The sequence below is a fragment of the Metabacillus schmidteae genome (assembly GCF_903166545.1).
Lineage (GTDB): Bacteria > Bacillota > Bacilli > Bacillales > Bacillaceae > Metabacillus > Metabacillus schmidteae.
In genome coordinates this window covers 3,730,450-3,755,533 of the sequence record NZ_CAESCH010000001.1, presented here as the reverse complement: position 1 = coordinate 3,755,533, position 25,084 = coordinate 3,730,450, and the positions used below count along the sequence as shown (strand labels likewise).

The following is a 25,084-nucleotide window of genomic DNA, read 5'->3' as shown; positions in this document are numbered from 1 at the left end:
TGCTATGGATGTGGAGGTCAAGAAAGATCAATCAAATACACAGTTAAAGGACCATGAGGTTAAGGAATTAATTCGTCGTAGTCAAGAAGGTGACCAAGAAGCACGAGATTTAATTATCCAAAAAAACATGAGGTTAGTTTGGTCTGTTGTCCAACGTTTTTTAAATCGTGGATATGAACCTGATGATTTATTTCAAATAGGTAGTATTGGATTACTGAAATCTGTTGATAAATTTGATTTATCTTATGACGTTAGATTTTCAACCTATGCTGTACCAATGATTATTGGTGAAATTCAACGTTTTATTCGCGATGATGGTACGGTGAAAGTGAGCCGTTCCTTAAAGGAACTTGGAAATAAAATCAGACGCGCCAGAGATGAATTATCAAAGACAATGGGAAAAGTACCAACAGTTGCAGAAATAGCCTCCTATCTTGATATTGCTCCTGAAGATGTTGTACTTGCACAGGAAGCTGTCAGAGCACCTTCATCTATCCATGAAACTGTTTATGAAAATGATGGAGATCCCATTACATTGCTTGATCAAATTGCGGATAATACGGAAACAAAGTGGTTTGATAAAATTGTATTAAAGGACGCCATCCGCGACTTAGACGAGCGGGAGAGACTCATTGTGTTCCTGCGATATTATAAAGATCAAACTCAGTCAGAGGTAGCGGATCGACTGGGAATATCTCAAGTACAAGTTTCAAGGCTTGAGAAAAAGATACTACAGCAAATGAAAGAAAAGATGAATCAAATATAAGAGGAAGAATTATTGATTATTACTCCGTTTAATCAGGAGGATAATGAATATTCTTCCTCTTTTTTTATTTTCTTCCTCAACAATCCAATGGTAATTGTTGGACTTTATTACAGGACTGCATGATTAAAATTAAGGCAATGCATACTACTTATACAATCAAATGTTTTATTTGTTAAAGATCTAATATAAAGACAAAGAAAGTATCATCTATTACATTCATTAGGAAGTGAACCTTGATGGATAAGACGGTATATATTAGACTTCGTCACCGAATTCAAGTACATCCTAACGATGTTATTACAATTGAAAGAATTGCACTCATCGTAGGCAATAAGGAATTGACGGGAAAGCTAAAGAACATCGTGATTCATGAAGTCCAGTTAAGTGATAAAAATATGGTGGTCATCGATGTTATGCATGTCATAAAGGAAATACACAAGTATGACAATCAAATCGATGTTCAAGCTTTAGGGTCAAACCAAACAATTGTCGAAATCATGTACAAAAAAAAGAAGCTATCTCCTTTATTATTTTGCATTGTCTGGTTATTACTCTTTATTGGAGCCGGATTGGCGATTATGAATTTCCACGAGGATGTTAGTATGCAGGCTGTTCATCAACGTATATACAAAATTGTAACAGGAAAAGAAAATGCTCAGCCGCTAATTCTGCAAATTCCTTATTCAATAGGATTGGGATTAGGAATGATATTGTTTTTTAATCACTTATTTAAAAAGAGAATTAACGAAGAACCAAGTCCCTTAGAGGTAGAGATTTTTAACTATCAACTTGATTTAGATCAATATGTAGCGATGAATGAAAATAAAGAAAATTTAAACGCAAATAATGATCATGATAGTAAATAGCATAATTCTTATCATTATTGGATTATCCGGGGGGCTTGTTGTAGGTTCTGGTTTTGTTGCATTTTTAGCTGTTCTAGGAATTATTCCAAGACTAACACAGCTAACAAAAACCTATCAGTTTATTCATGTATATGAAGGGGCTATTATATTAGGCGCTGTTTTGGTAGGATGGGTCAGCTTAAGAAATAGTATGCTGTTTCAATCAGAGCTTTGGTTAGTCCCGATTGGTCTATTATGTGGAATATTTATAGGAATGTTAGCTGCAGCACTAACCGAAGTTTTAAATGTTTTCCCTATTTTAGCTAAGAGGGTTGGGCTTGGAGAAAAGATTGTTGTTTTGTTAATGGCTATTGTATTTGGGAAAATTGTCGGTTCATTATTTCATTGGATGTATTTTGTAAATCAATAAGGAGGGTCTTATATATGGCCAAAATGAAAGAAGATTATAAGAATAAAATAAAAGATTATCAGCCGAAACCACCATATTTTATTAATTGCCTAAAGGCGTTTCTGATTGGTGGATTTATTTGTTTATGTGGTCAGGCCATTCAGAATTTTTATATGAATGTTTTCAACTTTTCAGAAAAAGATGCAGGAAATCCGACTGTTGCCACGTTGATTCTAATATCTGCTTTACTAACGGGAATTGGTATTTATGATAAGCTTGGACAGTTTGCAGGAGCGGGATCTGCGGTACCTGTAACAGGGTTTGCTAATTCGATGACAAGTGCTGCAATAGAACATAGAAGTGAAGGTATTGTGTTGGGAGTTGCAACCAATATGTTTAAGTTGGCAGGAAGTGTCATTGTTTTTGGTGTTGTGGCAGCCTATATAGTCGGAATGATTCGCTATTTTTATGGACTAGCATTTTAAGGTGGGGTGGAAATATTGAAACTAACAGGAAAGCAAACATGGCAATTTGAGAATCCTTTATTTGTTCATTCAAGTGGAACAGCTGTCGGACCAAAGGAAGCGGATGGACCACTGGGGCAATATTTTGACGTTAAACATAAAGAACTTCATTGTGGTGAAGACAACTGGGAGCTAGCAGAACGAAGATTAATGGAGCAGGCAGTTGAGCAATGTCTTACCAAAGGAAATAAAACAATAGATGATATAGATTTATTTTTAGCAGGAGATTTACTGAACCAAAACGTAACGGCTAATTATGTAGCAAGACATCTCAGTCTTCCTTTTCTTTGTATGTTTGGAGCTTGTTCAACATCTATGGAAACTGTAGCACTTGGTTCCGCATTAGTTGATGGTGGCTTTGCTAATCAAGTAATTGCAGCAACAAGTAGTCACAATGCAACAGCAGAAAGGCAGTTCCGTTATCCAACAGAATACGGGGGCCAAAAGCCTGATACTGCAACCTATACAGTAACGGGCTCAGGGGCTGTTTTAATTAATAAAGAAGTTAGTGATATTAAAATCACAGCTGCGACAATCGGGAAAGTCGCAGACTTAGGGATTAAGGATCCTTTCGATATGGGTTCAGCAATGGCACCTGCTGCAGCAGATACAATTGCACAGCATCTTAAGGATTTAAACAGAACTCCAGAGGATTATGATCTTTTTCTAACAGGAGATCTCTCAGGAGTTGGTAGTCCAATTGTAAAAGAGTTGCTGAAAGAGGAAGGCTATGATGTACATGACAAGCATAATGATTGTGGCTTAATGGTTTTTCGTCCAGATCAAAAAGTATTTGCCGGTGGCAGTGGTTGTGGTTGTTCAGCTGTCGTAACATATGGACATATATTTAACGAGCTCAGGGCTGGTAATTTAAGACGAGTATTAGTTGTAGCAACCGGTGCACTACTTAGTCCAACAATGATTCAGCAAAAAGAATCAATACCAACGATTGCACATGGAGTTGTTTTCGAAAGAGCAAATGGAGGAGTGATTGGCTAATGGAATATTTGTTAGCTTTTGTTGTCGGAGGAGCGATTTGTGTAATCGGACAAATCCTATTAGATGTTTTTAAATTAACACCGGCACATGTTATGAGTTCTTTTGTTGTATCAGGGGCCATACTGGATGGGTTTGGTATATATGATAATTTAATAAAGTTTGCTGGAGCTGGAGCAACCGTACCTATCACAAGTTTTGGACACTCTCTCCTGCATGGGGCAATGGAACAAGCTAAGGAGCATGGCTTTATTGGCATAGGTATTGGTATATTTGAACTAACGTCAGCAGGTATTTCAGCAGCAATTTTGTTTGCATTCATTATGGCACTTATCTTTAAACCGAAAGGATAGGTCACATTGGCAGAAAAAGTGAGGGTCATTATTGTAACTGATGGAGATGAATATGCTGCAAGAACAGTTGAATATGTGGCAGCCCAAATAGGGGGAAGAGCCATTTCACAAACCCAAGGGAATCCTACTATATTAAGTGGACCCCAAATAGTTGAGCTAATTCTTCAGGCAAAAAATGACCCTGTCTTTGTCATGTTTGACGATTGTGGATTATTAGGAGAAGGGGCTGGAGAAGTGGCTTTGAAATACGTCGCTGAACACCCCAAAGTAGAGGTGCTTGGAGTAATTGCAGTAGCATCTAAAACACATCAGACAGAGTGGACGAGAGTTGATGTTAGTATTGACCGATTTGGTGAATTAACTGAATACGGTGTAGATAAAAGCGGACTAAAAGACATTGAACTTGGAAGAATAAGCGGTGATACGGTGTATTGTTTAGATCAGTTAAAGGTTCCGATTATTGTTGGAATTGGAGATATTGGAAAAATGGCAAGAAAAGATAGTGTGAAGAATGGATCGCCAATCACATTAAAAGCTGTTGAATTGATACTAGAAAGGAGCGGTTCCGATTGTCAACAGAGAAGGAAGCTAAACAGTACCCAATCACGGGAAACTTAGCAGAAAGCGAAAGGTTTTTTACCGAACATGTTGGTTTAAATACGAGCTTTGATTTAGGTGTCAGGAAATTATCCTTATTAGACTTTCAAGTCAATATGTATTATTTAAACGGTCTATGTGATACGAATTATATTACGCAAATATTAAAGAATGTAACATTAATTAACGATAGTGAAGTAAATCATATAAAATTTAAAGAAATTTTAGAAAATAGAATTGTTAACCAATCCGTCCAAAAAATAAAAACGCTGGATGAAGTGGTGGACCAGGTTCTTTCGGGATTAATTGTATTTCTTATGGAAGGCTCTGACTATGGACTTGTTGTTGATGTGAGAAGTTATCCCGGTCGACAACCTCAAGAGCCGGATACAGAGAAGATTGTTCGTGGAGCAAGAGATGGTTTTGTTGAGAATATTATCGTTAACACAGGCTTAATTCGAAGAAGAATTAGAGATGAGCGTTTGCGATATGAAATGATGAAAATTGGTGAACGTTCAAAAACAGATGTTTGTCTTGCTTACATTAAAGATGTGGCTGATCCCGGACTAATTAAAACCATAAAAAAAGAACTTGACACAATTAAAGTTGATGGAATAACGATGGCAGATAAAACGGTTGAAGAATTCTTAGTTCGACAGGGCTACAATCCTTATCCTCTGGTTAGGTATACAGAAAGACCGGATGTTGCAGCAAATCACTTGTTAGAAGGTCATGTATTGATTATAGTTGATACATCACCTAGTGTCATTATCACTCCTACAACATTTTTTCATCATGTTCAGCATGCAGAAGAATATCGTCAAGCTCCTGCTGTTGGTACGTTTTTACGTTGGGTCCGATTTTTGGGAATTATTGCATCAATTTTTCTTTTACCATTATGGTTTTTATTTTGTTTAGAGCCGTCACTTTTACCAGAAAATATTGCTTTTATTGGTCCTAATGAAGAGAAAAATATCCCTATTGTTATCCAAATATTTTTAGCTGATTTTGGGATAGAGTTTTTAAGAATGGCTGCGATACATACGCCGACATCTCTTTCTACTGCGATGGGTCTAATCGCAGCAGCGTTGATTGGTCAAATTGCGATTGACGTTGGATTGTTTGTTCCGGAGGTAATCTTATATGTAGCGGTTGCAGCAATCGGAACATTTGCAACACCAAGCTATGAATTAAGTGTTGCGAATAAGATATCAAGGTTATTATTGTTAGTTGCAGTTGCAGCTTTCAAATTAGAGGGATTTGTGATTGGATGTACAGTTTTTATCATCTTGCTTGTAAGAATAAGATCTTTGAACACTCCTTATCTGTGGCCATTTCTACCATTTAATGCAAAGGCCTTATGGCAAATCATTGTTAGGACTTCTGTGCCGGGCGCAAAGCTAAGACCAAGTATTGTCCATCCTCAAAATGTAAAAAAACAACCGAATTAGGGTAAAGTGACATTGAAAGAACCCCTCTTTTATGATATTGTATGTTTAATTTCATGCAGAATTTTCATAACAGACAGTTAATAACCAGCTGGTGTTAACTGTCTTTTTCCTTGTTAATTAATCTTCTATTGATTGGTTTTCAAGATAAGAAAACGTAAAAGCCTAGTTGTAGAAAGAGGGGATACATTTTGTTCTTACATGGTACTAGCAATATAAATGAAAAAGGACATTTAGAAATAGGCGGAGTGGATACCATTCAATTAGCGAAAGAATATGGTACACCTCTTTATATTTACGATGTAGCGTTAATAAGAGAACGCGCTCGAAGCTTTAAAGAAGCATTTGAAAAAATGGGCGTAAAAGCACAAGTTGCTTATGCAAGTAAAGCATTTTCATCGATTGCCATGTTTCAGCTGATTAATGAGGAAGGACTTTCATTGGATGTTGTCTCTGGTGGTGAATTGTATACTGCAATTGCTTCCGGATTTCCTGCATCAAGAATCCATTTACATGGAAACAATAAAAGCAAATCAGAACTTAAAATGGCTTTAGACCATCAGGTAGGGTGTATTGTTGTAGATAACTTCTATGAAATTGAAATGTTAGAAGAACTAACAAAAGCATCTGAACAAAAAGTAGCAGTTTTGCTACGTGTTACACCTGGTGTTGAAGCACATACTCATGATTATATTACTACAGGCCAAGAAGATTCAAAATTTGGATTTGGTTTGTTAAATGGACAAATTGAGAAGGCTATTGAAGCAGTGTTAAAATCAAGTCATATTCATTTGCTTGGAATTCACTGCCATATTGGTTCTCAAATATTTGATACTGCCGGATTTGTTCTTGCAGCAGAAAGAGTATTTGATAAAATCAAGGAATGGCAAAGTCAATTCTCATTTATCCCGGAAGTTGTTAATCTGGGTGGAGGATTTGGAATTCGCTACACAGCAGAAGATGAGCCGCTTCCAGCTACTTATTATGTCGAAAAAATTGTTGAAGCAGTTAAAACACAAGTAAATGAAATGGGCATTGAAATGCCCGAAATTTGGATTGAGCCAGGTCGCTCCCTAGTAGGAGATGCAGGAACAACATTATATACAACCGGATCAACAAAATCTGTTCCAAATATTAGGGAGTATATTGCAATTGATGGGGGAATGAGTGATAATATTCGTCCAGCTTTATATCAAGCCAAATATGAAGCAGTATTAGCAAATCGCGCATTAGAAAAGCATGATGTCCCGGTTTCAGTCGCAGGAAAATGCTGTGAAAGTGGAGATATGTTAATTTGGGACCTGCCATTACCAGAGGTTAAGCCAAATGATATTTTGGCCGTATTCTGTACAGGTGCTTATGGCTATTCAATGGCTAATAATTATAACAGAATCCCAAGACCGGCAGTTGTTTTTGTTGAAAATGGCGAAGCGCAACTTGTAGTGAAAAGAGAGAGTTTTGAAGATTTGATTGTGAATGATCTTCCCTTTCAATCGAAAGTAATTAATAAATAATAAAAAAACAAGAGCGGTGTTAAAAATACACACGCTCTTGTTTTTTATTATGCGGATTGCTCATTATTTGTAAAGATAGAAATAATCGCATTCCATAATGCTATAAAGAATTCTTTTACTTGCTGTAGAAAAGTTTGGCCTTCCTCAGAATTCAGAAAATTTGAGATTTTATCCCTTGCCTGATCGAGCTGATCACCAACCTGATTCCAATCGATATTTATATCCTTCATCTTATTAAACAAATCAATTAAACTATTGATATCTTCTTCTGAAAGTGTAATACCTAAATCATTTGCTGCATTTTCAATCATTGTACGTAATTCCGCATCGGTCTCAGGAATACCATTTTTGGCAATGTCATCCTTGATTTTTGCCATTAAAGCTGATGCATTTTCCGCTCCAACCTCATCACCCAATTTTGCTGTTGTGACAAGTTCTTCATTCGCAACCTGTTTTACATCTTCCGGTATAGCTTCTTCAGAAGAAATCTCATAAGCCTTGATTAAACCTGTTAAGGCAGCAGTACCTGAAACTTCAAAAGGTGCGGTAACATAAATGGACGCATCTTTAACACCTGCTGTCATGAGGGCATTTAAATACATTTCATCCGTTACCCAGTTGATATTCTTTGTTTTAACTTCAAGACCTGAACCAGCTTTTTCAATTGTAATACTTGTTGACGATATAGCCTTCGTTCCGATTGTTGCTTTTGGAATATAATCACCTAAATATTGATGTTCTTCCTCATTAGAAACTGTGATGATTTGATCATCTGCAGTTGCATTCATTTCATTAAGAATCGTTTGTTTTTGTTCTTCTGTTAAATTTTCTCCAAGCGTAATAATCATATCCCCCACTACTGCATCTGCGTATGTTAAGGATGGAAAAGCAAATAAAAGTAAAGCGATGAAACTAACTATATATTTCTTCAAAATAATGCCTCCTTATTCAAACAATGACTGGCTCTCCTCATCTATTATAGAGCTTTTTATAAAATGTCAATACATTCAACATGGAAATTAAGAATTTCTTAATATTATTTATTAACGATCTATTTGGTATTCCTCCCTTGAGTATAGTAGAATAGGTAGGTATTCATGTCTATTAGACGTACAAAACATATTGGAGGTTTCATACATATGAAAAAAGCACAAATTACAATGGAAAATGGCGATGTAATGACAATGGAGCTTTACCAAAATGAAGCACCAGGAACAGTTGCTAACTTTGAAAAGCTTGCTAATGAAGGATTTTATAATGGCTTAACATTTCACCGTGTTATCCCTGGGTTTGTAGCACAAGGTGGTTGTCCGCATGGAACTGGAACTGGAGGACCTGGCTATACGATTAAGTGTGAAACACAAGGTAATCCACACAAGCATGAAGCAGGATCCCTTTCAATGGCACATGCAGGGAAAGATACAGGCGGCAGCCAATTCTTTATCGTTCACGAGCCACAACCTCATTTAAACGGGGTTCATACTGTTTTTGGTAAAGTAGTGGATAATCTAGAAGCTGTTTATAAAATTAAACCAAATGATGTAATGAAAGAAGTAAAGGTTTTTGAAGAATAAAATCTAAAAAATTTTAGAACTGTCTAGTATATGGGCAGTTCTTTTTCATTGCCAGGAAAGTTTAACAATAAATTTACCTTTTAATTTCTAAAAATGAAACATAAAGATTGCAACATGCTCGTTATATGGATAAAATATAATTTATAATTTCATATTTCGTTTTACATTCTTCGGGGCAGGGTGGAATTCCCTACCGGCGGTGATGAAGGGGAGTGACTCTTCTAAGTCCGTGACCCGTAAACATTAATTGTTACGGTGGATCTAGTGAGATTCTAGGGCCGACAGTGAAAGTCTGGATGGGAGAAGAATTGCGTGAATTTTTTGCGGTGTATTAAAGTCTGTGAAAAAAATAGACATTTAATACTCTTATTTGACATACTCAAATATCAATTTCTGACAATTTCCAAGCCCCTAGTCTCTTTGACAGTGGGCTTTTTTTGCATTGCATAATATATGCAATGCAATGTAAACGTAAATATGACATGTATAAAAGGAAGGAGGAAATCGTGTGTTTACAGGGATCATTGAAGAAATTGGCACAGTTCAAAGTGTACAAAGCTCAAAAGAAGCGATCGTTTTCACAATAGGAGCAAAACATATACTTAAAGATGTAGCTTTAGGGGACAGTATTTCAGTAAATGGAGTATGCTTAACAGTCACACAATTCTCGGCTGCTTCTTTCTCAGTTGATGTAATGCCTGAAACGGTTAGAAGCACATCTTTATCCCTTTTAAAAAAAGGGTCAACAGTAAACTTGGAGAGAGCAATGGCAGCGAACGGAAGATTCGGCGGTCACTTTGTTTCTGGACATGTTGACGGTATTGGAAAGATCGTGAAAAAACAGCAAGTGTCTAATGCAGTTTATTATGAAATACAAGTGCCTGAAGAATTAACTAGTACCTTGATCCATAAAGGTTCTATTACAGTAGATGGAATAAGCCTGACGATTTTTGGGTTAGAGAAAGAAAAAGTAGTCATTTCTATTATTCCTCATACTTTAGGTGAAACCATTTTAGGAACAAAGGGTGTTGGTGATATTGTGAACATCGAATGTGATATGGTTGGGAAATATATAAAAAAATTTGTTTCTCAACAAGATAACACAAAAGGCTCTTCATTAAGTAAATCATTTTTAGAAGAAAATGGCTTTGTCTAAGGATAGACAATAAACAACAGCTGACTAGCAGGTTGTTAGCCAATGTAACATATATGAAGGGAGTTATATCATGTTCAATACAATCGAAGAGGCAATTACAGATTTGAGAGATGGTAAAGTAGTCATTGTTGTAGATGACGAGGACCGTGAAAATGAAGGAGATTTTGTTTCCCTGGCTGATAGAGTGACTCCTGAAGTAATTAATTTCATGATAAAGCATGGTAGAGGGCTTGTATGTGTTCCAATAACAGAAAATCAGGCAGCTAAATTGGATCTTTCTCCTATGGTCTCTCAAAATACCGATCCACATGGAACGGCTTTCACCGTTAGTGTTGACCATAAAACAAATTCAACAGGAATTAGTGCATTTGAACGTGCCGATACTGTAAAAGCACTTTTATCGGAAGATTCAAAGCCCGCAGATTTCAAGAGACCAGGACATACATTTCCATTAATTGCAAAAGAAGGTGGAGTTCTCCGTAGAGCTGGTCACACTGAAGCAGCAGTAGATTTGTCCCGTCTATGTGGTGCAAAGCCTGGTGGAGTCATTTGTGAGATTATTAAAGAAGATGGTACGATGGCAAGAGTGCCTGACTTATTAGTCCTTGCTAAAGAGCTTGACTTGAAAATTATTACGATTAAGGATTTAATTAAATATCGTAATCAGAGAGAAAAGTTGGTTAAGAAAGAAGTTGAAATTGAGCTGCCAACTGAATTTGGTTCTTTTAGAGCTATAGGCTATTCTAATGTTTTAGATCAAAAAGAACATGTTGCATTTGTGAAAGGCGATATTAGCCCTGAAGAAGAGATATTAGTAAGAGTCCATTCTGAATGTCTTACAGGAGATGTATTTGGATCTTACAGATGTGACTGTGGCCCCCAATTACATGCTGCACTTTCTCAAATTGAGAAAGAAGGAAAAGGGGTTTTACTCTACATGAGGCAAGAGGGTAGAGGGATAGGTCTACTAAATAAGATGAGGGCTTATAAGCTTCAGGAACAAGGGTATGATACCGTTGTAGCAAATGAAAAATTAGGATTTGCTCCTGATTTAAGAGATTATGGCATCGGTGCTCAGATTCTTAAAGATCTGGGAATTGAAAAAATGAAGCTCTTGACAAATAATCCGCGTAAGATTGCTGGACTTGAAGGCTATGGCTTAACAATTGTCGATAGAGTACCGATTGAAATGCCTGCAAGAGAAGAAAATGAAAATTACTTAAGAACAAAATATGAAAAACTAGGTCATTACTTACATTTTTAAATCGAAAGTTGGAGGAATAATAATGAAAACATTTGAAGGACATTTAATTGGAAGTGGATTGAAAGTTGCAATTGTAGTAGCACGTTTTAATGAGTTTATTACTTCTAAGCTATTAGGAGGAGCAGAAGATGCTTTGAAAAGACATGGCGTCGAAGAATCAGATGTAACTGTTGCTTGGGTTCCAGGTGCATTTGAATTACCTTTAGTTTCAAAAAAATTAGCTGAATCAGGAAAATATGATGCGGTTATCACTCTGGGTACTGTGATTCGTGGTGCTACAACTCACTATGATTATGTTTGTAATGAAGCAGCAAAAGGAGTTTCACAAGCTTCTCTAACAACAGGTGTACCGGTTATTTTCGGTGTTCTAACAACTGAATCGATTGAGCAAGCTGTCGAAAGAGCAGGAACGAAAGCAGGTAATAAAGGCTATGAAGCTGCTGTTACTGCAATTGAAATGGGTAACTTATTAAAGGCTCTTGATTAATTTTTCCAAAAAAGGTGTTTAAAATCGTCGAAAAACTGTATATAATGATTGAGTAACAATTGATTAATTTGAATCATATATATAGTTGTATTTTACTTTTGTTATGTCTGTAGTTAATTAGTGACACCTGCTAAAGCATGGCTAATAAAAACTGATTTTGTACGGTTTCAAACACTTTGCTTTCATTTTGAAAGCTAATTCGTTAATGAGGGGTATCTATGTTAATTCGCTTTAAAAAAAGTTTTGAAAAAATTGCGATGGGCCTTCTTTCCTTTATGCCGGCAGAAAAGGACTTAAAGCAATTACAACAAACAATAAAACAATATGAAACATTAGATGATTGGCAATTGTTTTTATGGAAGCAAGACGAAGATATCATTGGTGCAATTGGTGTCGTGTTTAAAGATGAAAACACTGTTGAAGTTCAACATATTTCCGTTAATCCTTCCCACCGACAACAAGGAATTGGTAAACAAATGGTTCAAGCTGTTACAGATCTTTATAAGAAGAAAACAGTTATTCCAAATAACGAAACAGAATCATTTTTCAAAAAATGTAGAGATTGTAAATAGTAATTTTAAAATTTAAGGGTCAGACTTCATAATAAATTTACGCTTCCTATCGATCTTACTAAGGTGGCGTTAGAAAAATTATTGAAGACTGACCCTTACCTATTAGGATTCCATGTTATTTTTATGAGACCTTTCCACTTTTCTTTTTTCTAATTGAAATAAACGCTCTTCAATGACGTCTGTTCTATCCCGTCTTTTATGTCTATGAATAAGCTCTTTATCTGTTAAATTACTCTCAGCTCCCCATTCTATTCCTTCATTTTTGCAAATTGAAAGGCATTCTTTCATTAATTCTTTATTTTTGATCGGAAGGTCGATGCTTGTATATGGTCGTTGATGTTGAATTTCATTTTTTCTCTTAACGAGTAACTTCATTAGCAGATCACTATGTAAACCTAACTTTTCGATATGGTCTCGTTCACTTTCTATAATACCTATAGCGTTAGAAATCATTTTTAAAGCTCCGCTAAAATTTCCTCTTCTATGATGGTAAAGCGCAACAGCGATTTGAATTAACCCAACCCAGTATTTCTTTCTATCCTTAAGTACATCCTTTTTCCAGTGTTCTTCAAGCACTTCATGGCATTCAAAATAATCTCGATCACAATGAAAATGCAAGAGGTAATCAATATATGCACGATCAAACATTGTATGATAACACCTTCAATTCAATAAATTTTTAATGACAGTGTACCATAAAACAACATTCTCAATTTGAAAAAGCAATAAAAAATTTTGAGGTTGCTGAGAATCCAGCAACCTCTTTTATCAAATTATAACCAAGCAGCACCAACGATAATTAATAAGATAAACAATACAACAATTAACGCAAACCCTGCACCGTAATTATAACCTTGATCACCCATGTTTTGAATCCTCCTTCAAGTTTAGCTTTTATACACTTGTAATATATGAGTGAAAGTTGAAATTGTATAGGCAGGAGTCCAGCTTTTAAAGTTTTTAGGTATTTTAAAAGTGTTTGCCAAAGAAATAATTATTGGACATGTTAAGAAAATACTCTATACTATATGGTGGCAAGTAGTAAGATTGGTGGGATAGAATTTGCAATATCATGTAAAAATAGACGCTTTTGAAGGACCTTTAGATTTATTACTTCATTTAATAAACCGATTAGAAATTGATATATACGATATTCCTGTCTCAGAAATAACAGAGCAATATATGCTATATATTCATACAATGCAAGAGCTTCATCTTGATATTGCTTCTGAATATTTAGTTATGGCAGCGACATTACTGTCAATAAAAAGTAGAATGTTGCTCCCGAAACAAGAAGAAGACTTATTTGAAGACGAATATGGAGAAGAACCTGAGGAAGATCCACGTGATGAGTTAATGAGACGGTTAATTGAGTACCGTAGATTTAAAGAAGCGGCAGATGACCTTAGGACACTTGAAGAAGATCGTTCTCACGTTTATACTAAGGCACCAAGTGATTTAAGTGAATTTGTAACAGAATCAACAACACAAATAGATTCCTTAAATGTTACCATTTATGATATGTTAGGCGCTTTTCAGAAAATGTTGCGGAGAAAGAAAATTCAAAAGCCGGTACAAACCAAAATAGCGCGTCAAGAAATTCCAATTGAAAAAAGAATGGAAGAAATATTAGCTGACTTAAAGTCAAGACCAGGCAGGAGGAAATTTCATGATTTGTTTCCTTCTAATATTAAAGAGCACTTAGTTGTGACTTTTTTAGCCATATTAGAGCTAATGAAAACACGTTCAATAGTTATTGAGCAAGAAAACAATTTTTCAGATATTTATGTTATGGGGAGTGAATCTTAGATGACCTTAGGTGTGATTGAGTGGAATTCAATCGTAGAAGCATTATTATTTGCCTCAGGTGACGAGGGTCTTTCCCTTAAACAATTAATAATGGTTTTAGAGGTTGAAGAGCAGGAAGTCGTTGCTATTATGAAAGAGCTAGCGGAAAATTATAAACAGAATGACAGGGGAATTGAGCTAGTAGAGGTTGCCGGTCAATATCAACTGACAACAAAAAAAGAGCATGCAGCATATTTAAAGAAATTAGTTGAATCACCTGGGAGTGGCTCACTTTCACAGGCTGCATTGGAAACATTAGCTATTGTTGCATATAAACAGCCTATTACAAGAGCAGAAATTGAAGAAATTCGCGGTGTGAAAACAGAAAGACCGATTCAAACACTTGTATCAAAAATACTTATTAAAGAAGTTGGAAGGGCCGAGGGAACAGGCCGTGCAATATTGTATGGAACAACCAAGGAATTTCTGGAATATTTTGGGCTTAAATCGATAAAAGAACTTCCGCCACTTCCGGAAAAAGCTGATAATGAATTTGAACAAGAAGAAGCTGATCTTTTCTTTGAAAAGTTTAACGAAACACTGGAAGATTTGAACTAATTTTGACTGACCTGAAAAAATATTTTTAGGTCAGTCTTTTTTTTTTGAAAAGACAATATGATGTAGTGTATATAAAGGCTTTTAGTCATATTAAAGTAAATTGTTAATAGGTCCTTTTATTAACTAAATCTTGAAGAGGTGTATGATGAATGACAGCGATATTATTAAGAGTTGAAACGAAAAAAGTAGCCGCTTTCTTAGAGAACATTGTCGAGCAGCTAACTGAATATGTAAATTCGATTACGATACATTCCCTAGGACAAGAAGGAATATTTGATCATGAATATCTTCTAGAGTTATTAAAAACAACCCGGAGATTATTAGTTTTTTGTGAGGAAGGACTTGAAGCATGTAATAGTATTCTCAAAAAAAAGTCAACTGATGAAGAATATATGAAACATGTGCTGGATAAGGTTTATTGTCAATGTATTGAAAGGTTTTTTCATCCCAAAAATGATGTATGGTATGAAAATAGTCGAAGTTCCTATTCGGATGAACACTGTATAGTATTTAGAAAAGCTGTCCCTCCTACATATGTTTCATTTATTTATTCGATAGAATTAGAATTTCAAATGATACGTGAACAAATGGAGCACAGGGTACAGTCACAATTTTAATTTTTCATTCATAAGCTTTGTCCACGTGCATAAACTTGTACAAAACGAACGAGTAAGGGACGTGGATGCTTTATGCTGCACATGAAGAAAGTGACAACAGGGATTATCATTATGATCTTATTACTTTGCTGTAATCTTACGCAGACCTCTGCTATTGGTGTAAGTGCTCAAGCAGCCATTCTAATAGATCAAGAGTCTGGAAGGGTGTTATATGAAAAACAGGCACATCAGAAAATGAGAATTGCAAGTATCACGAAAATAATGACCGCAATTCTTGCAATTGAATCTGGTAAGTTAAATGAAATGGTCGCAGTAAGTGAGAGAGCGCTTCAAGCGGAGGGATCTTCGATTTATTTACAAAAAGGGGAAAAGATTAAACTAGAGGACTTAGTCTATGGACTAATGCTTAGGTCTGGAAATGATGCAGCTGTAGCCATTGCCGAACATGTTGGAGGTAGTCTGGAAGGATTTGTATTAATGATGAATCAAAAGGCAGAAGAAATTGGAATGACAAACACGATGTTTGCAAACCCTCATGGATTAGATGATCATGAAAATCATTATTCAACTGCCTATGATATGGCCATATTAACACAGTATGCCATGCAAAATAAAACCTACCAAAAAATTTCTGGAACTGAAACACACCGGGCGCCAAACCCTAACGAAAAATGGGACAGAGTTTGGCATAATAAGAACAAACTTTTGACAACACTTTATGAATATAGTACTGGTGGAAAAACAGGCTATACTGTTAGAGCCAAAAGAACATTAGTTTCAACTGCATCAAAAGATGGATTTGATACCATTGTTGTCACGTTAAATGATCCAGATGATTGGGATGATCATATGAACTTGCACAATTATGCTTTCAATCATTATGACCTGGTCAAATTGAAAAATGAAGGAACACTGGATGGTATTGATCATGAATTTTATAAAAAACATGTATTCATCGATCGCAATGTTCTTTATCCCTTAAATAAGGAAGAACAGGAAAAAGTAAGAATTAATATTTCTTTACAGGAACCACAAAAAGATTGGGAAGATGTTGAAAAGGTACCGAATGTTGTTGGTGAAATGTCAATTAAGATTGAAGAAAAGTCCATAGCCAATATTCCTATATACTTTGACAACGGAAATGTTGAAAAACCAAAAGGGTCGTTCTGGAACATATTTAAAAATATCTTTTTTGCATCAATGGGGGTAAATCGTTATGGTTAATATCATTTGGGTGATGTTAACCGTTATTGGTATTGTGTTTGCGATGTTTAATGGAACAATGGATGAAGTAAATGAGGCCATATTTAAAGGCGGGAAAGAAGCTGTTACAATTGCAATCGGATTTATTAGCGTTTTAGTTTTTTGGCTTGGATTGATGAAGGTTGCAGAAGAGGCTGGATTGCTGGAGAAGTTGGGGAATTTATTTAAACCAATTGTATCAAGGTTATTTCCTGATGTGCCGCCTGAACATCCTGCAATGGGGTACATGCTTTCAAATATGATGGCAAATCTTTTCGGCTTGGGAAATGCAGCTACACCTCTAGGCATTAAAGCTATGGAACAGTTAAAAGTATTAAATGGCGGATCTGATAAAGCAAGTAGATCCATGATTACTTTCTTAGCCATAAATACTTCAAGTCTAACGCTAATTCCTACTACGGTTATTGCAATAATGATGACCTATGGATCATCATCACCTACTAGTATCGTTGGCCCTACATTGATTGCAACATTCCTTTCAACTTTGGGAGCTATTCTTATAGATCGTTTCTTTTATTATAGGAGAAAGAGAAAAGGTGATTGACTATGGGACTTATTGGAGCAATATCATTATGGATCATTCCGGTAATCATTGGTTTTATCTTAATTTATGGAACTGTAAAAAAAGTACCGACCTATGAAGCCTTCGTAGAAGGTGGTAAGGAAGGAATCACCATTTCATTTTCAATCATTCCTTATTTAGTCGGTATGTTAGTGGCTGTTTCTGTTTTCCGTGCATCTGGAGCGTTAGAGTTTTTAATGAATTTTATGAAACCGGCACTGGAAGTTTTAAATATTCCTGCTGAAATTGTACCATTGGCATTTATCCGGCCAATCTCAGGGACCGCTGCGTTAGGATTAACATCTGATATTATTTCAACATATGGGCCGGATTCCTTTATAGGTATGCTGGCTGCAACAATGCAAGGCAGTACAGATACTACTTTATATGTTTTAACAGTATATTTTGGAGCAGTAGGGATAAGAAAAATGGGAGATGCTCTAAAGGTAGGCTTATTAGCTGATTTAGTAGGCATTATTGCAGCAATTGTTATTGTCACAATTATGTTTTCATAATAAATCCACTAAAAACTTGGTTGATACCAAGTTTTTTTTATTGTATTAGGCAATTGGATACTACCACGATTACAACATCTTAAATAATTATGGTATGATGGTTAAGCACATTTTGACAAACAAAATTAGAATTTTAATGTCGATACTTGTGAAAAAAAAGAGAAAGCAGTAATATGTTATCGAGGTGAACGAGATGGAACGCTTACAAAAAGTAATTGCTCATGCTGGTATAGCTTCTAGACGAAAAGCAGAGGAATTAATAGTAGATGGAAAAGTAAAAGTGAACGGAAAAGTGGTAAAAGAATTGGGTATAAAAGTAACGGATCAGGATCGTGTTGAAGTCGAAGGGATTCCGCTTGAACGAGAAGAACCTGTCTATTTGCTTTTATATAAACCAACAGGTGTTATTTCTGCTGTAAAGGATGATAAAGGTAGAAAGGTTGTTACTGACTTTTTTCCATATATAAAACAAAGAATTTATCCTATTGGCAGGCTGGATTATGATACATCAGGTATTCTTTTATTAACTAATGATGGTGAATTCGCGAATATTCTCATGCATCCACGCTATGAAGTAGAAAAATCTTATGTAGCAAAGGTAAAAGGAATTCCAGCCAGAGAGAAGATTAAGCAATTGGAACGAGGAATACAACTTGAAGACGGGAAAACATCTCCTGCACAAGTTAAGGTTTTGTCGATAGATAAAAAGAAACAAACGTGCATCATTGAATTAAAGATCCATGAAGGGCGTAATCGTCAAGTTCGACGCATGTTGGAAGCAATAGGACATCAGGTTGTAAAGCTGAAAAGGGAAAAATTCGCATTCCTTAACTTGAATGGATTAGCTACAGGTGATTCCAGAGAACTAACACCACATGAAGTAAAGCAACTTAGGGCCCTTGCACAACATGGGAAACAGGCTTAGTAATTTTCACATAAACTTCAAAATATAGATTATACCAGGTATTTGGATAGTGTTATAATGACCTAGAATGTTCAAGGAGTAGGGGAGTATGTAAATGAAAAAAAACCGTTTACTTATGCGCTCTATCATATTAATTTTGTTAATTGGTGCATTGGGATATACGCTTTATTCAAATTTTTTTGTTAGTAAGGAAAAGGTGAAAGTAGGGTCAAAGGCTCCAGATTTTGTTTTAACTGATTTAGAAGGAAATGAACATCAACTTTCTGACTATAAGGGAAAAGGCGTTTTCTTGAATTTTTGGGGCACTTGGTGTGAGCCTTGTGAACGGGAAATGCCATATATGGACAATCAGTACGAATACTACAAAAATCAAGGTGTTGAGGTTTTGGCCGTCAATATTGCTGAATCGAATATTGCTGTTCAAAGCTTCGTAGATAAACATGATTTAACGTTTCCAATACCCCTAGATAAGGATCGTCAAGTTTTAAACGCTTACGGAGTCGGCCCATTGCCGACGACCTTTCTGATCAATCCTGAAGGGAAGGTTGTTGACATTACCTCAGGTACCTTAACAGAGAGAATGATTAGAGATTATATGGAACAGATTAAACCTTAATATGGGGAGTTTTCAGCATGAATAAGGTAAATTGTGAGTGTGGTCATGCAAATCCGGAAGGTACAATTTTATGTGGATCATGTGGAAAGCCGATAAGTGAAAAAGAGAAAAAAGATACAAAAAACTTATTGGATATGAAATACGAAGGTTCTGCCAGACGCTCTCAAACGTATAAGAGAACCTTTGTCGATAAAATATGGAATTTCTTTTCATCAGTAAAAGTCGGTGTATGGTTGATATTCTTAACTTTACTTGCTTCGGCATTAGGAACCGTTTTTCCACAGGAAATGTATATTCCACCTTCTGTGACAGCAAGTCAATTTTATAAAGATGAATATGGATTTCTCGGTCAACTATATTATGAGCTAGGTTTTCATAACTTATACGGCTCTTGGTGGTATATGATTTTAGTTGCTTCCATTGGTATTTCTCTTGTGATTGCAAGTCTTGATCGATTTGTGCCTTTACATAGAGCATTAAAAAAGCAAGGTGTGTCAAGACACCATACGTTTATGAAACGTCAGCGATTATATAGTTCAACTAAAACAAGCGGGTATGATATTGAACTAGTAAAAAAACATCTTACAGCCCGGCGTTATAATGTGCGGGAAGAGAATGGGAATTTGTTGGCGGAAAAAGGTCGATTTTCTAGATGGGGCCCATATGTGAATCATTGTGGACTTATTATCTTTTTAATTGGGGCTATGCTAAGGTTTGTACCAGGCATGTATGTCGATGAAGTGCTTTGGGTAAGAGAAGGAGAAACAGCCGTTATCCCAGGTACGGAAGGACGCTATTATTTAGAAAATAAAGACTTTATTATGGAAGTGTATGAAAAAGATAAAGAATCCGAAGTATTTGAAGAAGCGATCACCAGAGTAGGTGATGGAAGCGTTGTGAAAAACTTCCAATCAAATGTTGTTCTCTATGAAAGGGAAGGGGAAATTGTTCACGGAGCTGAGCCTGAATTAACCAAAGTAAAGGGCGAGGAAATTAGGGTAAATGAGCCGTTAAAATTTGATTCCTTTTCGCTATATCAAGTGGATTATAAATTAAATGAATTAAACAAAATGAAGTTTAGTTTAATAGATAAGGAAACGGAAGAAAGCTTTGGTCAAATTGAGGTCGATCTTTTAGATCCAAAAAAAGAATATGATCTTGGAAATGGATATCGAATAGAAATAGCCACATATTTACCAGATTTTTATTTTGATGAAGAAGGTGTTCCAGCGACAAAAACCAGGATTCCTGATAATCCTGCATTTGTTTTCAAAATGTATACACCACAAACTCCAGAAGGTGAATCAAGCTTTGTTGCAATTCAGCAAACAATTGAGCCGTCAGGTGAAAATAAATATAAGATGAAGTTTGAAGGAATTGAAACAAAAGACTTAACAGCATTAACTGTGAGAAAAGATTTAACTTTATGGATTCTTGGTTTAGGTGGAGCTATTTTTATGATAGGGGTTATCCAAGGGATGTATTGGAATCACCGTCGCATATGGATCCAACGATATGATGATGAAATTTTAATTGCAGGGCATACGAATAAAAATTGGTATGGATTAGCAAAAGAGATGGAGATCGTTGTAGACGGTACGCCACTTAATGTACCAAAAGATCAAAAAGACAAAGAATAAATTAAAGGAGGGAGAAATTTGGCAACACTTAGTAGTACTTTTCTTGAAATTGCCTTTATCATTTATTTAATTGCCATTTTCTTATTTGGCGGTTCAATAAGGGATAAACGCAATAAATCTGAAAAAATAAGCAAATGGACAATAGCTGCCATAGCAACGACTATTTTAGGGTTTGTATCACAACTAGCCTACTTTATTACTAGATGGATTGCAGCTGGACACGCACCGGTCAGTAATTTGTTTGAATTTACGACAGCGTTCGGAATGATGCTTGTACTAGCCTTTATTATCCTGTTCTTTATTTATAAAGTAGCCATTTTGGGATTATTTACACTTCCAATCGTTGTTTTAATTATTGCTTATGGTAGTATGTTTCCTAATGATATAAGTCCGTTAATACCATCTTTACAAAGTCATTGGTTGTATATTCATGTAACAACGGCTGCATTAGGACAAGCTATCCTAGCCATAAGTGCTGTTGCCGGAATTATCCATCTAGTAACGGTTGTAGATCAGTCAAAATCCTCAAAGAAAACATTTTGGCTGGAATTTATAATGTACATTTTGGTAGTCACATTAGGTTTTATTATTGTTACTAGCACGTTTAAAGGTATGGACTATCAAGCTGATTTTAACTGGATTGATAAGAATGAACAAGAAGCAGTTATGACATTTAATTTACCAGCGTTAGTTGGTCCTCATGAAGGGGAACTAATTACGGATGGGAAATTTCAACCTTTAGTCGAAATGCCAGCTATAATCTCTGCAAGAAAGTTAAACACAGTAATATGGTCAGTGGTTGTTGGATCAATTTTATACGGTCTTCTCCGTTTGATCTTACGTAAACGATTGGCTGCTGTTATTAAACCATTTACGAAAAATGTAAATCTTGATCTTGTTGATGAAATAGGATATCGTTCTGTAGCAATTGGTTTTCCTGTTTTCACTTTGGGAGCTTTAATATTTGCGATGATTTGGGCTCAAATTGCTTGGACAAGATTTTGGGGCTGGGATCCGAAAGAAGTCTGGGCACTCATTACTTGGTTATTTTATGCAGCCTACTTGCATCTGCGTTTGTCAAAGGGGTGGCATGGAGAAAAATCTGCATGGCTTGCCGTTGTTGGTTTTGCCATCATCATGTTTAACCTTATCTTTGTTAACCTTGTAATTGCAGGCTTGCATTCTTACGCTTAAGCATAGATAACTATATCGATCAAAAGTAGATAAAAATATGTGACTAGCGTACAATTAGTATAATCACTGCTATCAAAGCCTTCACTCTATGCAGTGAAGGCTTTATGTTTATTTTTAACATTTTTTAATAGGAAAACGGTTGCTTTTGCTTTATACATAATGAACTAACCACCCCTGGAAATAACTTACTAATTAAGGAGGGTTCTTATTATGGAAGAGAACCAATTTGCACGAATTTTAGTTGTAGATGATGAGGACCGAATTCGTCGACTACTAAGAATGTATCTTGAAAGAGAAAATTATGAAATTGATGAAGCAGAAAATGGTGATGAAGCTTTAGAGCTTGCCCTAAATCATGAATACGATTTAATAATGTTAGATGTCATGATGCCTGGAATCGATGGAATAGAAGTATGTAAGCAATTACGTGATAAAAAAGCAACTCCAATTATTATGCTGACAGCAAAGGGAGAAGAGGCAAACCGAGTTACAGGTTTTGAAGCTGGTGTTGATGATTATATTGTCAAGCCTTTTAGCCCTAGAGAGGTTGTTCTTCGAGTAAAGGCATTACTCAGAAGATCCTCCCAAACATCTTTCTTAAAAACCGAAACAAAAGCGAAAAATGTTATCGTATTTCCTCACCTATCCATTGATCATGACGCACATCGCGTCACAGCAGATGGAACAGAGGTTAGCTTAACACCTAAGGAATACGAGTTGTTGTATTTTTTAGCAAAAACTCCAGATAAGGTTTATGATCGTGAAAAGCTATTAAAAGAAGTGTGGCAATATGAATTTTTTGGTGATTTACGTACCGTTGATACACACGTAAAGCGTCTGAGGGAAAAATTAAGTAAGGTTTCACCTGAAGCTGCAAAAATGATCGTAACTGTTTGGGGAGTTGGCTATAAATTCGAGGTAAGTCAAACATGATTTTGTGGCGCAGTGTAGTTGGAAAGCTATGGGGAACGATTATTTTACTCGTTTCCTTTGTTTTATTTGTCCTAACAATCTTAATGCTCGAGTTTATGGAAAACTATCATGTGGAAAAAGCGGAGAAAGAACTCACACAACTAGCGACAAAAGTCTCAATGATTTTGGAAAGTCATGAAGATCAAGAACTTGCGAAGTCCATTTCATGGGAATTAGCAGATGAACTTACTCATATTATTATTGTAGAAAACGATAAAACATTTTCTAATTCACCTTTAAAGAATGAAGAACTTCCCCATCTTACTATAGAAGACATTGAAAAAGATGACGAGCTTTCATTACCATTAACAAAACAACAAAGAATAAGTAAACGAACAAACCTTGAACAGCCAAATAATGTTTTTGCTAATGGTGAAGATGAAGTTCTGATTGTAGGAGTACCATATAACGTTTCAAAAACCAATACAGGCGCTGTATTTATTTCTCAATCACTTCAAGCGGTCCACGAAACGACAAAAGAAACGACAAGTAACATTATTCTTGCGGCAGGAATTGCGATTATATTAACCACAGTCTTTGCGTTCTTCTTATCAACAAGAATAACGTATCCGTTAAGAAAGATGAGGGAAGTGGCGCAAGAATTAGCAAGAGGGAAATTTGAATCGAGAGTCCCAATCATGTCAAATGATGAAATTGGAGAGTTGGGAATCGCGTTTAATCAAATGGGAAAACAGCTTAAGTTTCATATAAATGCACTTAATCAAGAAAAAGAGCATTTAACAAATATTTTAAGTAGTATGGCTGATGGTGTTATTACTTTAAATATTGATGGAATGATTTTAGTAACGAATCCACCTGCAGAAAGATTCCTTAAAGCCTGGTACTATGAACAAAATATGAACGTTGAAACAGGTGGGGAGCTTCCATCTGATATGAAAGCATTGTATCAGCGCGTTGTGAATACAGAAAAAGAGCAAATGCTTGAAATTATGATTCAAGGAAGAAGCTGGGTAATATTAATGACACCATTATATAATCAATTAAATGTTCGTGGAGCTGTAGCTGTTTTACGTGATATGACAGAAGAACGTCGATTAGATAAACTTCGTAAGGATTTTATTGCTAATGTTAGTCATGAACTAAGAACGCCAATCTCCATGCTGCAAGGTTATAGTGAAGCCATTGTCGATGATATTGCCAGTACAGACGAAGAGAAAAAGGATATCGCAAAAGTTATTCATGATGAATCATTGCGCATGGGAAGACTTGTAAATGATTTATTAGATTTAGCAAGAATGGAAGCAGGCCATATTACGCTAAATTTAGAACAAATTCAATTAAGTGATTTTGTTGAAAAAGTTAGCCGGAAATTTCAAGGTCTTGCAAAAGATAAAGATATTTCTCTATTAACAGATGTACACATAACTGAACCTGCTCATATCATTGATCCTGATCGTATTGAGCAAGTTTTAACAAATTTAATCGATAATGCCATACGTCATACAAGTGAAAACGGTTCGGTTGTAATTGCGGTTAAAGACCAATTGAACGGTGTCATAATAGATGTTAAAGATTCTGGCTCGGGTATACCGGAGGAAGACCTGCCATTTGTATTTGAACGGTTTTATAAAGCCGATAAAGCAAGAACAAGGGGGAGAGCTGGAACAGGACTAGGATTGGCAATTGTAAAAAATATTGTTGAAGCACATAAAGGTAAAATAAGTGTTCATAGTAAGGTAAATGAAGGAACGACATTTAGCTTCTTTTTACCTCGAAAAAAGCTGGAATCTGAATAAAAATGACGAACAATCTTGTTCCATGCGAAACAAATAAAAAAATTATGAAGGCTTATTATTAAAATGATTTTATTGATAATAAGCCTTCATTAAACTTGCTGGCAAATTTATA

29 protein-coding genes and 1 riboswitch are annotated in these 25,084 nt (G+C 35.7%); of the genes, 26 read left to right on the top strand and 3 right to left on the bottom strand.

Annotated features, from left to right (window positions below):
* Nucleotides 1-4: 4 nt before the first annotated feature.
* The 9 genes from sigF to lysA all read left to right on the top strand — a co-directional run bounded on the left by sigF (nt 5) and on the right by lysA (nt 7,452).
* Nucleotides 5-766, top strand: coding sequence for an RNA polymerase sporulation sigma factor SigF (gene sigF, locus HWV59_RS18325; protein WP_102229273.1), 762 nt, complete (start codon nt 5-7; stop codon nt 764-766).
* A gap of 236 nt (nt 767-1,002) precedes the next feature.
* Entirely contained in the window at nt 1,003-1,632 is a 630-nt protein-coding gene (locus HWV59_RS18320; RefSeq protein ID WP_102229272.1) for a stage V sporulation protein AA, read from the top strand.
* Nucleotides 1,619-2,041, top strand: a complete 423-nt coding sequence (locus tag HWV59_RS18315; RefSeq protein ID WP_102229554.1) for a stage V sporulation protein AB — start codon at nt 1,619-1,621, stop codon at nt 2,039-2,041. The genes HWV59_RS18320 and HWV59_RS18315 overlap by 14 nt, the downstream gene beginning before the upstream one ends.
* Nucleotides 2,042-2,055: 14 nt before the next feature.
* On the top strand, nt 2,056-2,505 hold the full coding sequence (spoVAC, locus tag HWV59_RS18310; protein ID WP_102229271.1) for a stage V sporulation protein AC: 450 nt from the start codon (nt 2,056-2,058) through the stop codon (nt 2,503-2,505).
* A 15-nt stretch (nt 2,506-2,520) separates the two neighbouring features.
* Nucleotides 2,521-3,543 carry a stage V sporulation protein AD gene (spoVAD, locus tag HWV59_RS18305; protein WP_175639733.1) on the top strand — a complete coding sequence of 341 codons (1,023 nt, stop codon included), beginning with the start codon at nt 2,521-2,523 and terminating at the stop codon, nt 3,541-3,543.
* Complete coding sequence (gene spoVAE, locus HWV59_RS18300) at nt 3,543-3,893, top strand: stage V sporulation protein AE (RefSeq protein WP_102229269.1); 351 nt, start codon at nt 3,543-3,545, stop codon at nt 3,891-3,893. The genes spoVAD and spoVAE overlap by 1 nt, the downstream gene beginning before the upstream one ends.
* Nucleotides 3,894-3,899: 6 nt before the next feature.
* Complete coding sequence (locus HWV59_RS18295) at nt 3,900-4,511, top strand: stage V sporulation protein AE (protein ID WP_102229268.1); 612 nt, start codon at nt 3,900-3,902, stop codon at nt 4,509-4,511.
* The gene (locus HWV59_RS18290) at nt 4,463-5,941 is read left to right on the top strand and encodes a spore germination protein (protein WP_102229267.1); all 1,479 of its coding nucleotides are present in this window, start codon (nt 4,463-4,465) and stop codon (nt 5,939-5,941) included. Before HWV59_RS18295 ends, HWV59_RS18290 begins: the two co-directional genes overlap by 49 nt.
* Before the next feature lie 188 nt (nt 5,942-6,129).
* Nucleotides 6,130-7,452, top strand: a complete 1,323-nt coding sequence (gene lysA / locus HWV59_RS18285; RefSeq protein WP_102229266.1) for a diaminopimelate decarboxylase — start codon at nt 6,130-6,132, stop codon at nt 7,450-7,452.
* Nucleotides 7,453-7,499: 47 nt separating this feature from the next.
* On the opposite strand, the gene HWV59_RS18280 is transcribed toward lysA, so the two are convergent.
* Nucleotides 7,500-8,384: a DUF1002 domain-containing protein gene (locus tag HWV59_RS18280; RefSeq protein ID WP_235991776.1), complete on the bottom strand. Its 885-nt coding sequence runs from the start codon at nt 8,382-8,384 to the stop codon at nt 7,500-7,502.
* Nucleotides 8,385-8,591: 207 nt separating this feature from the next.
* On the opposite strand from HWV59_RS18280, the gene HWV59_RS18275 reads away from it, so the two are divergent.
* The 5 genes from HWV59_RS18275 (at nt 8,592) to HWV59_RS18255 (ending at nt 12,505) form a co-directional block, all read left to right on the top strand.
* On the top strand, nt 8,592-9,026 hold the full coding sequence (locus HWV59_RS18275) for a peptidylprolyl isomerase (protein WP_102229265.1): 435 nt from the start codon (nt 8,592-8,594) through the stop codon (nt 9,024-9,026).
* A gap of 162 nt (nt 9,027-9,188) precedes the next feature.
* Nucleotides 9,189-9,338, top strand: a riboswitch (FMN riboswitch).
* A 196-nt stretch (nt 9,339-9,534) separates the two neighbouring features.
* The gene (ribE, locus tag HWV59_RS18270; RefSeq protein ID WP_102229264.1) at nt 9,535-10,182 is read left to right on the top strand and encodes a riboflavin synthase; all 648 of its coding nucleotides are present in this window, start codon (nt 9,535-9,537) and stop codon (nt 10,180-10,182) included.
* A gap of 70 nt (nt 10,183-10,252) precedes the next feature.
* Complete coding sequence (locus HWV59_RS18265; RefSeq protein ID WP_102229263.1) at nt 10,253-11,446, top strand: bifunctional 3,4-dihydroxy-2-butanone-4-phosphate synthase/GTP cyclohydrolase II; 1,194 nt, start codon at nt 10,253-10,255, stop codon at nt 11,444-11,446.
* 22 nt (nt 11,447-11,468) lie between these two features.
* Nucleotides 11,469-11,933, top strand: coding sequence for a 6,7-dimethyl-8-ribityllumazine synthase (gene ribH, locus HWV59_RS18260; RefSeq protein ID WP_102229262.1), 465 nt, complete (start codon nt 11,469-11,471; stop codon nt 11,931-11,933).
* A 218-nt stretch (nt 11,934-12,151) separates the two neighbouring features.
* Nucleotides 12,152-12,505 (top strand): GNAT family N-acetyltransferase, encoded by a 354-nt coding sequence (locus tag HWV59_RS18255; RefSeq protein ID WP_102229261.1) that lies wholly within the window; start codon nt 12,152-12,154, stop codon nt 12,503-12,505.
* 102 nt (nt 12,506-12,607) lie between these two features.
* On the opposite strand, the gene HWV59_RS18250 is transcribed toward HWV59_RS18255, so the two are convergent.
* Together HWV59_RS18250 and HWV59_RS18245 are read right to left on the bottom strand one after the other, a co-directional pair.
* Complete coding sequence (locus HWV59_RS18250) at nt 12,608-13,153, bottom strand: DUF309 domain-containing protein (RefSeq protein WP_102229260.1); 546 nt, start codon at nt 13,151-13,153, stop codon at nt 12,608-12,610.
* Between the two features lie 125 nt (nt 13,154-13,278).
* Nucleotides 13,279-13,371, bottom strand: a complete 93-nt coding sequence (locus tag HWV59_RS18245; protein WP_102229259.1) for a YjcZ family sporulation protein — start codon at nt 13,369-13,371, stop codon at nt 13,279-13,281.
* A gap of 196 nt (nt 13,372-13,567) precedes the next feature.
* Here HWV59_RS18245 and HWV59_RS18240 point away from each other — a divergent pair, with 196 nt between their 5' ends.
* The 12 genes from HWV59_RS18240 (at nt 13,568) to HWV59_RS18185 (ending at nt 24,972) form a co-directional block, all read left to right on the top strand.
* Nucleotides 13,568-14,314: a segregation/condensation protein A gene (locus tag HWV59_RS18240; RefSeq protein WP_175639732.1), complete on the top strand. Its 747-nt coding sequence runs from the start codon at nt 13,568-13,570 to the stop codon at nt 14,312-14,314.
* Nucleotides 14,315-14,911 carry an SMC-Scp complex subunit ScpB gene (gene scpB / locus HWV59_RS18235; protein ID WP_102229257.1) on the top strand — a complete coding sequence of 199 codons (597 nt, stop codon included), beginning with the start codon at nt 14,315-14,317 and terminating at the stop codon, nt 14,909-14,911. It begins immediately after the preceding gene.
* A gap of 149 nt (nt 14,912-15,060) precedes the next feature.
* On the top strand, nt 15,061-15,528 hold the full coding sequence (locus HWV59_RS18230) for a DUF3907 family protein (RefSeq protein WP_102229256.1): 468 nt from the start codon (nt 15,061-15,063) through the stop codon (nt 15,526-15,528).
* A gap of 72 nt (nt 15,529-15,600) precedes the next feature.
* Nucleotides 15,601-16,752 (top strand): D-alanyl-D-alanine carboxypeptidase family protein, encoded by a 1,152-nt coding sequence (locus HWV59_RS18225; protein WP_217708477.1) that lies wholly within the window; start codon nt 15,601-15,603, stop codon nt 16,750-16,752.
* Nucleotides 16,745-17,335 carry a nucleoside recognition domain-containing protein gene (locus HWV59_RS18220; RefSeq protein ID WP_102229255.1) on the top strand — a complete coding sequence of 197 codons (591 nt, stop codon included), beginning with the start codon at nt 16,745-16,747 and terminating at the stop codon, nt 17,333-17,335. The genes HWV59_RS18225 and HWV59_RS18220 overlap by 8 nt, the downstream gene beginning before the upstream one ends.
* 2 nt (nt 17,336-17,337) lie before the next feature.
* Complete coding sequence (locus HWV59_RS18215) at nt 17,338-17,868, top strand: spore maturation protein (protein ID WP_102229254.1); 531 nt, start codon at nt 17,338-17,340, stop codon at nt 17,866-17,868.
* Nucleotides 17,869-18,061: 193 nt separating this feature from the next.
* Nucleotides 18,062-18,793 (top strand): 23S rRNA pseudouridine(2605) synthase RluB, encoded by a 732-nt coding sequence (gene rluB / locus HWV59_RS18210; protein WP_102229253.1) that lies wholly within the window; start codon nt 18,062-18,064, stop codon nt 18,791-18,793.
* A gap of 94 nt (nt 18,794-18,887) precedes the next feature.
* Nucleotides 18,888-19,409: a thiol-disulfide oxidoreductase ResA gene (gene resA / locus HWV59_RS18205; RefSeq protein WP_102229252.1), complete on the top strand. Its 522-nt coding sequence runs from the start codon at nt 18,888-18,890 to the stop codon at nt 19,407-19,409.
* A gap of 17 nt (nt 19,410-19,426) precedes the next feature.
* Nucleotides 19,427-21,049: a cytochrome c biogenesis protein ResB gene (gene resB, locus HWV59_RS18200; RefSeq protein WP_102229251.1), complete on the top strand. Its 1,623-nt coding sequence runs from the start codon at nt 19,427-19,429 to the stop codon at nt 21,047-21,049.
* A gap of 18 nt (nt 21,050-21,067) precedes the next feature.
* Nucleotides 21,068-22,243 carry a c-type cytochrome biogenesis protein CcsB gene (gene ccsB, locus HWV59_RS18195; protein WP_102229250.1) on the top strand — a complete coding sequence of 392 codons (1,176 nt, stop codon included), beginning with the start codon at nt 21,068-21,070 and terminating at the stop codon, nt 22,241-22,243.
* Between the two features lie 210 nt (nt 22,244-22,453).
* On the top strand, nt 22,454-23,176 hold the full coding sequence (locus HWV59_RS18190; protein WP_102229249.1) for a response regulator transcription factor: 723 nt from the start codon (nt 22,454-22,456) through the stop codon (nt 23,174-23,176).
* Complete coding sequence (locus tag HWV59_RS18185) at nt 23,173-24,972, top strand: ATP-binding protein (RefSeq protein WP_235991775.1); 1,800 nt, start codon at nt 23,173-23,175, stop codon at nt 24,970-24,972. Before HWV59_RS18190 ends, HWV59_RS18185 begins: the two co-directional genes overlap by 4 nt.
* Nucleotides 24,973-25,084: the final 112 nt, after the last annotated feature.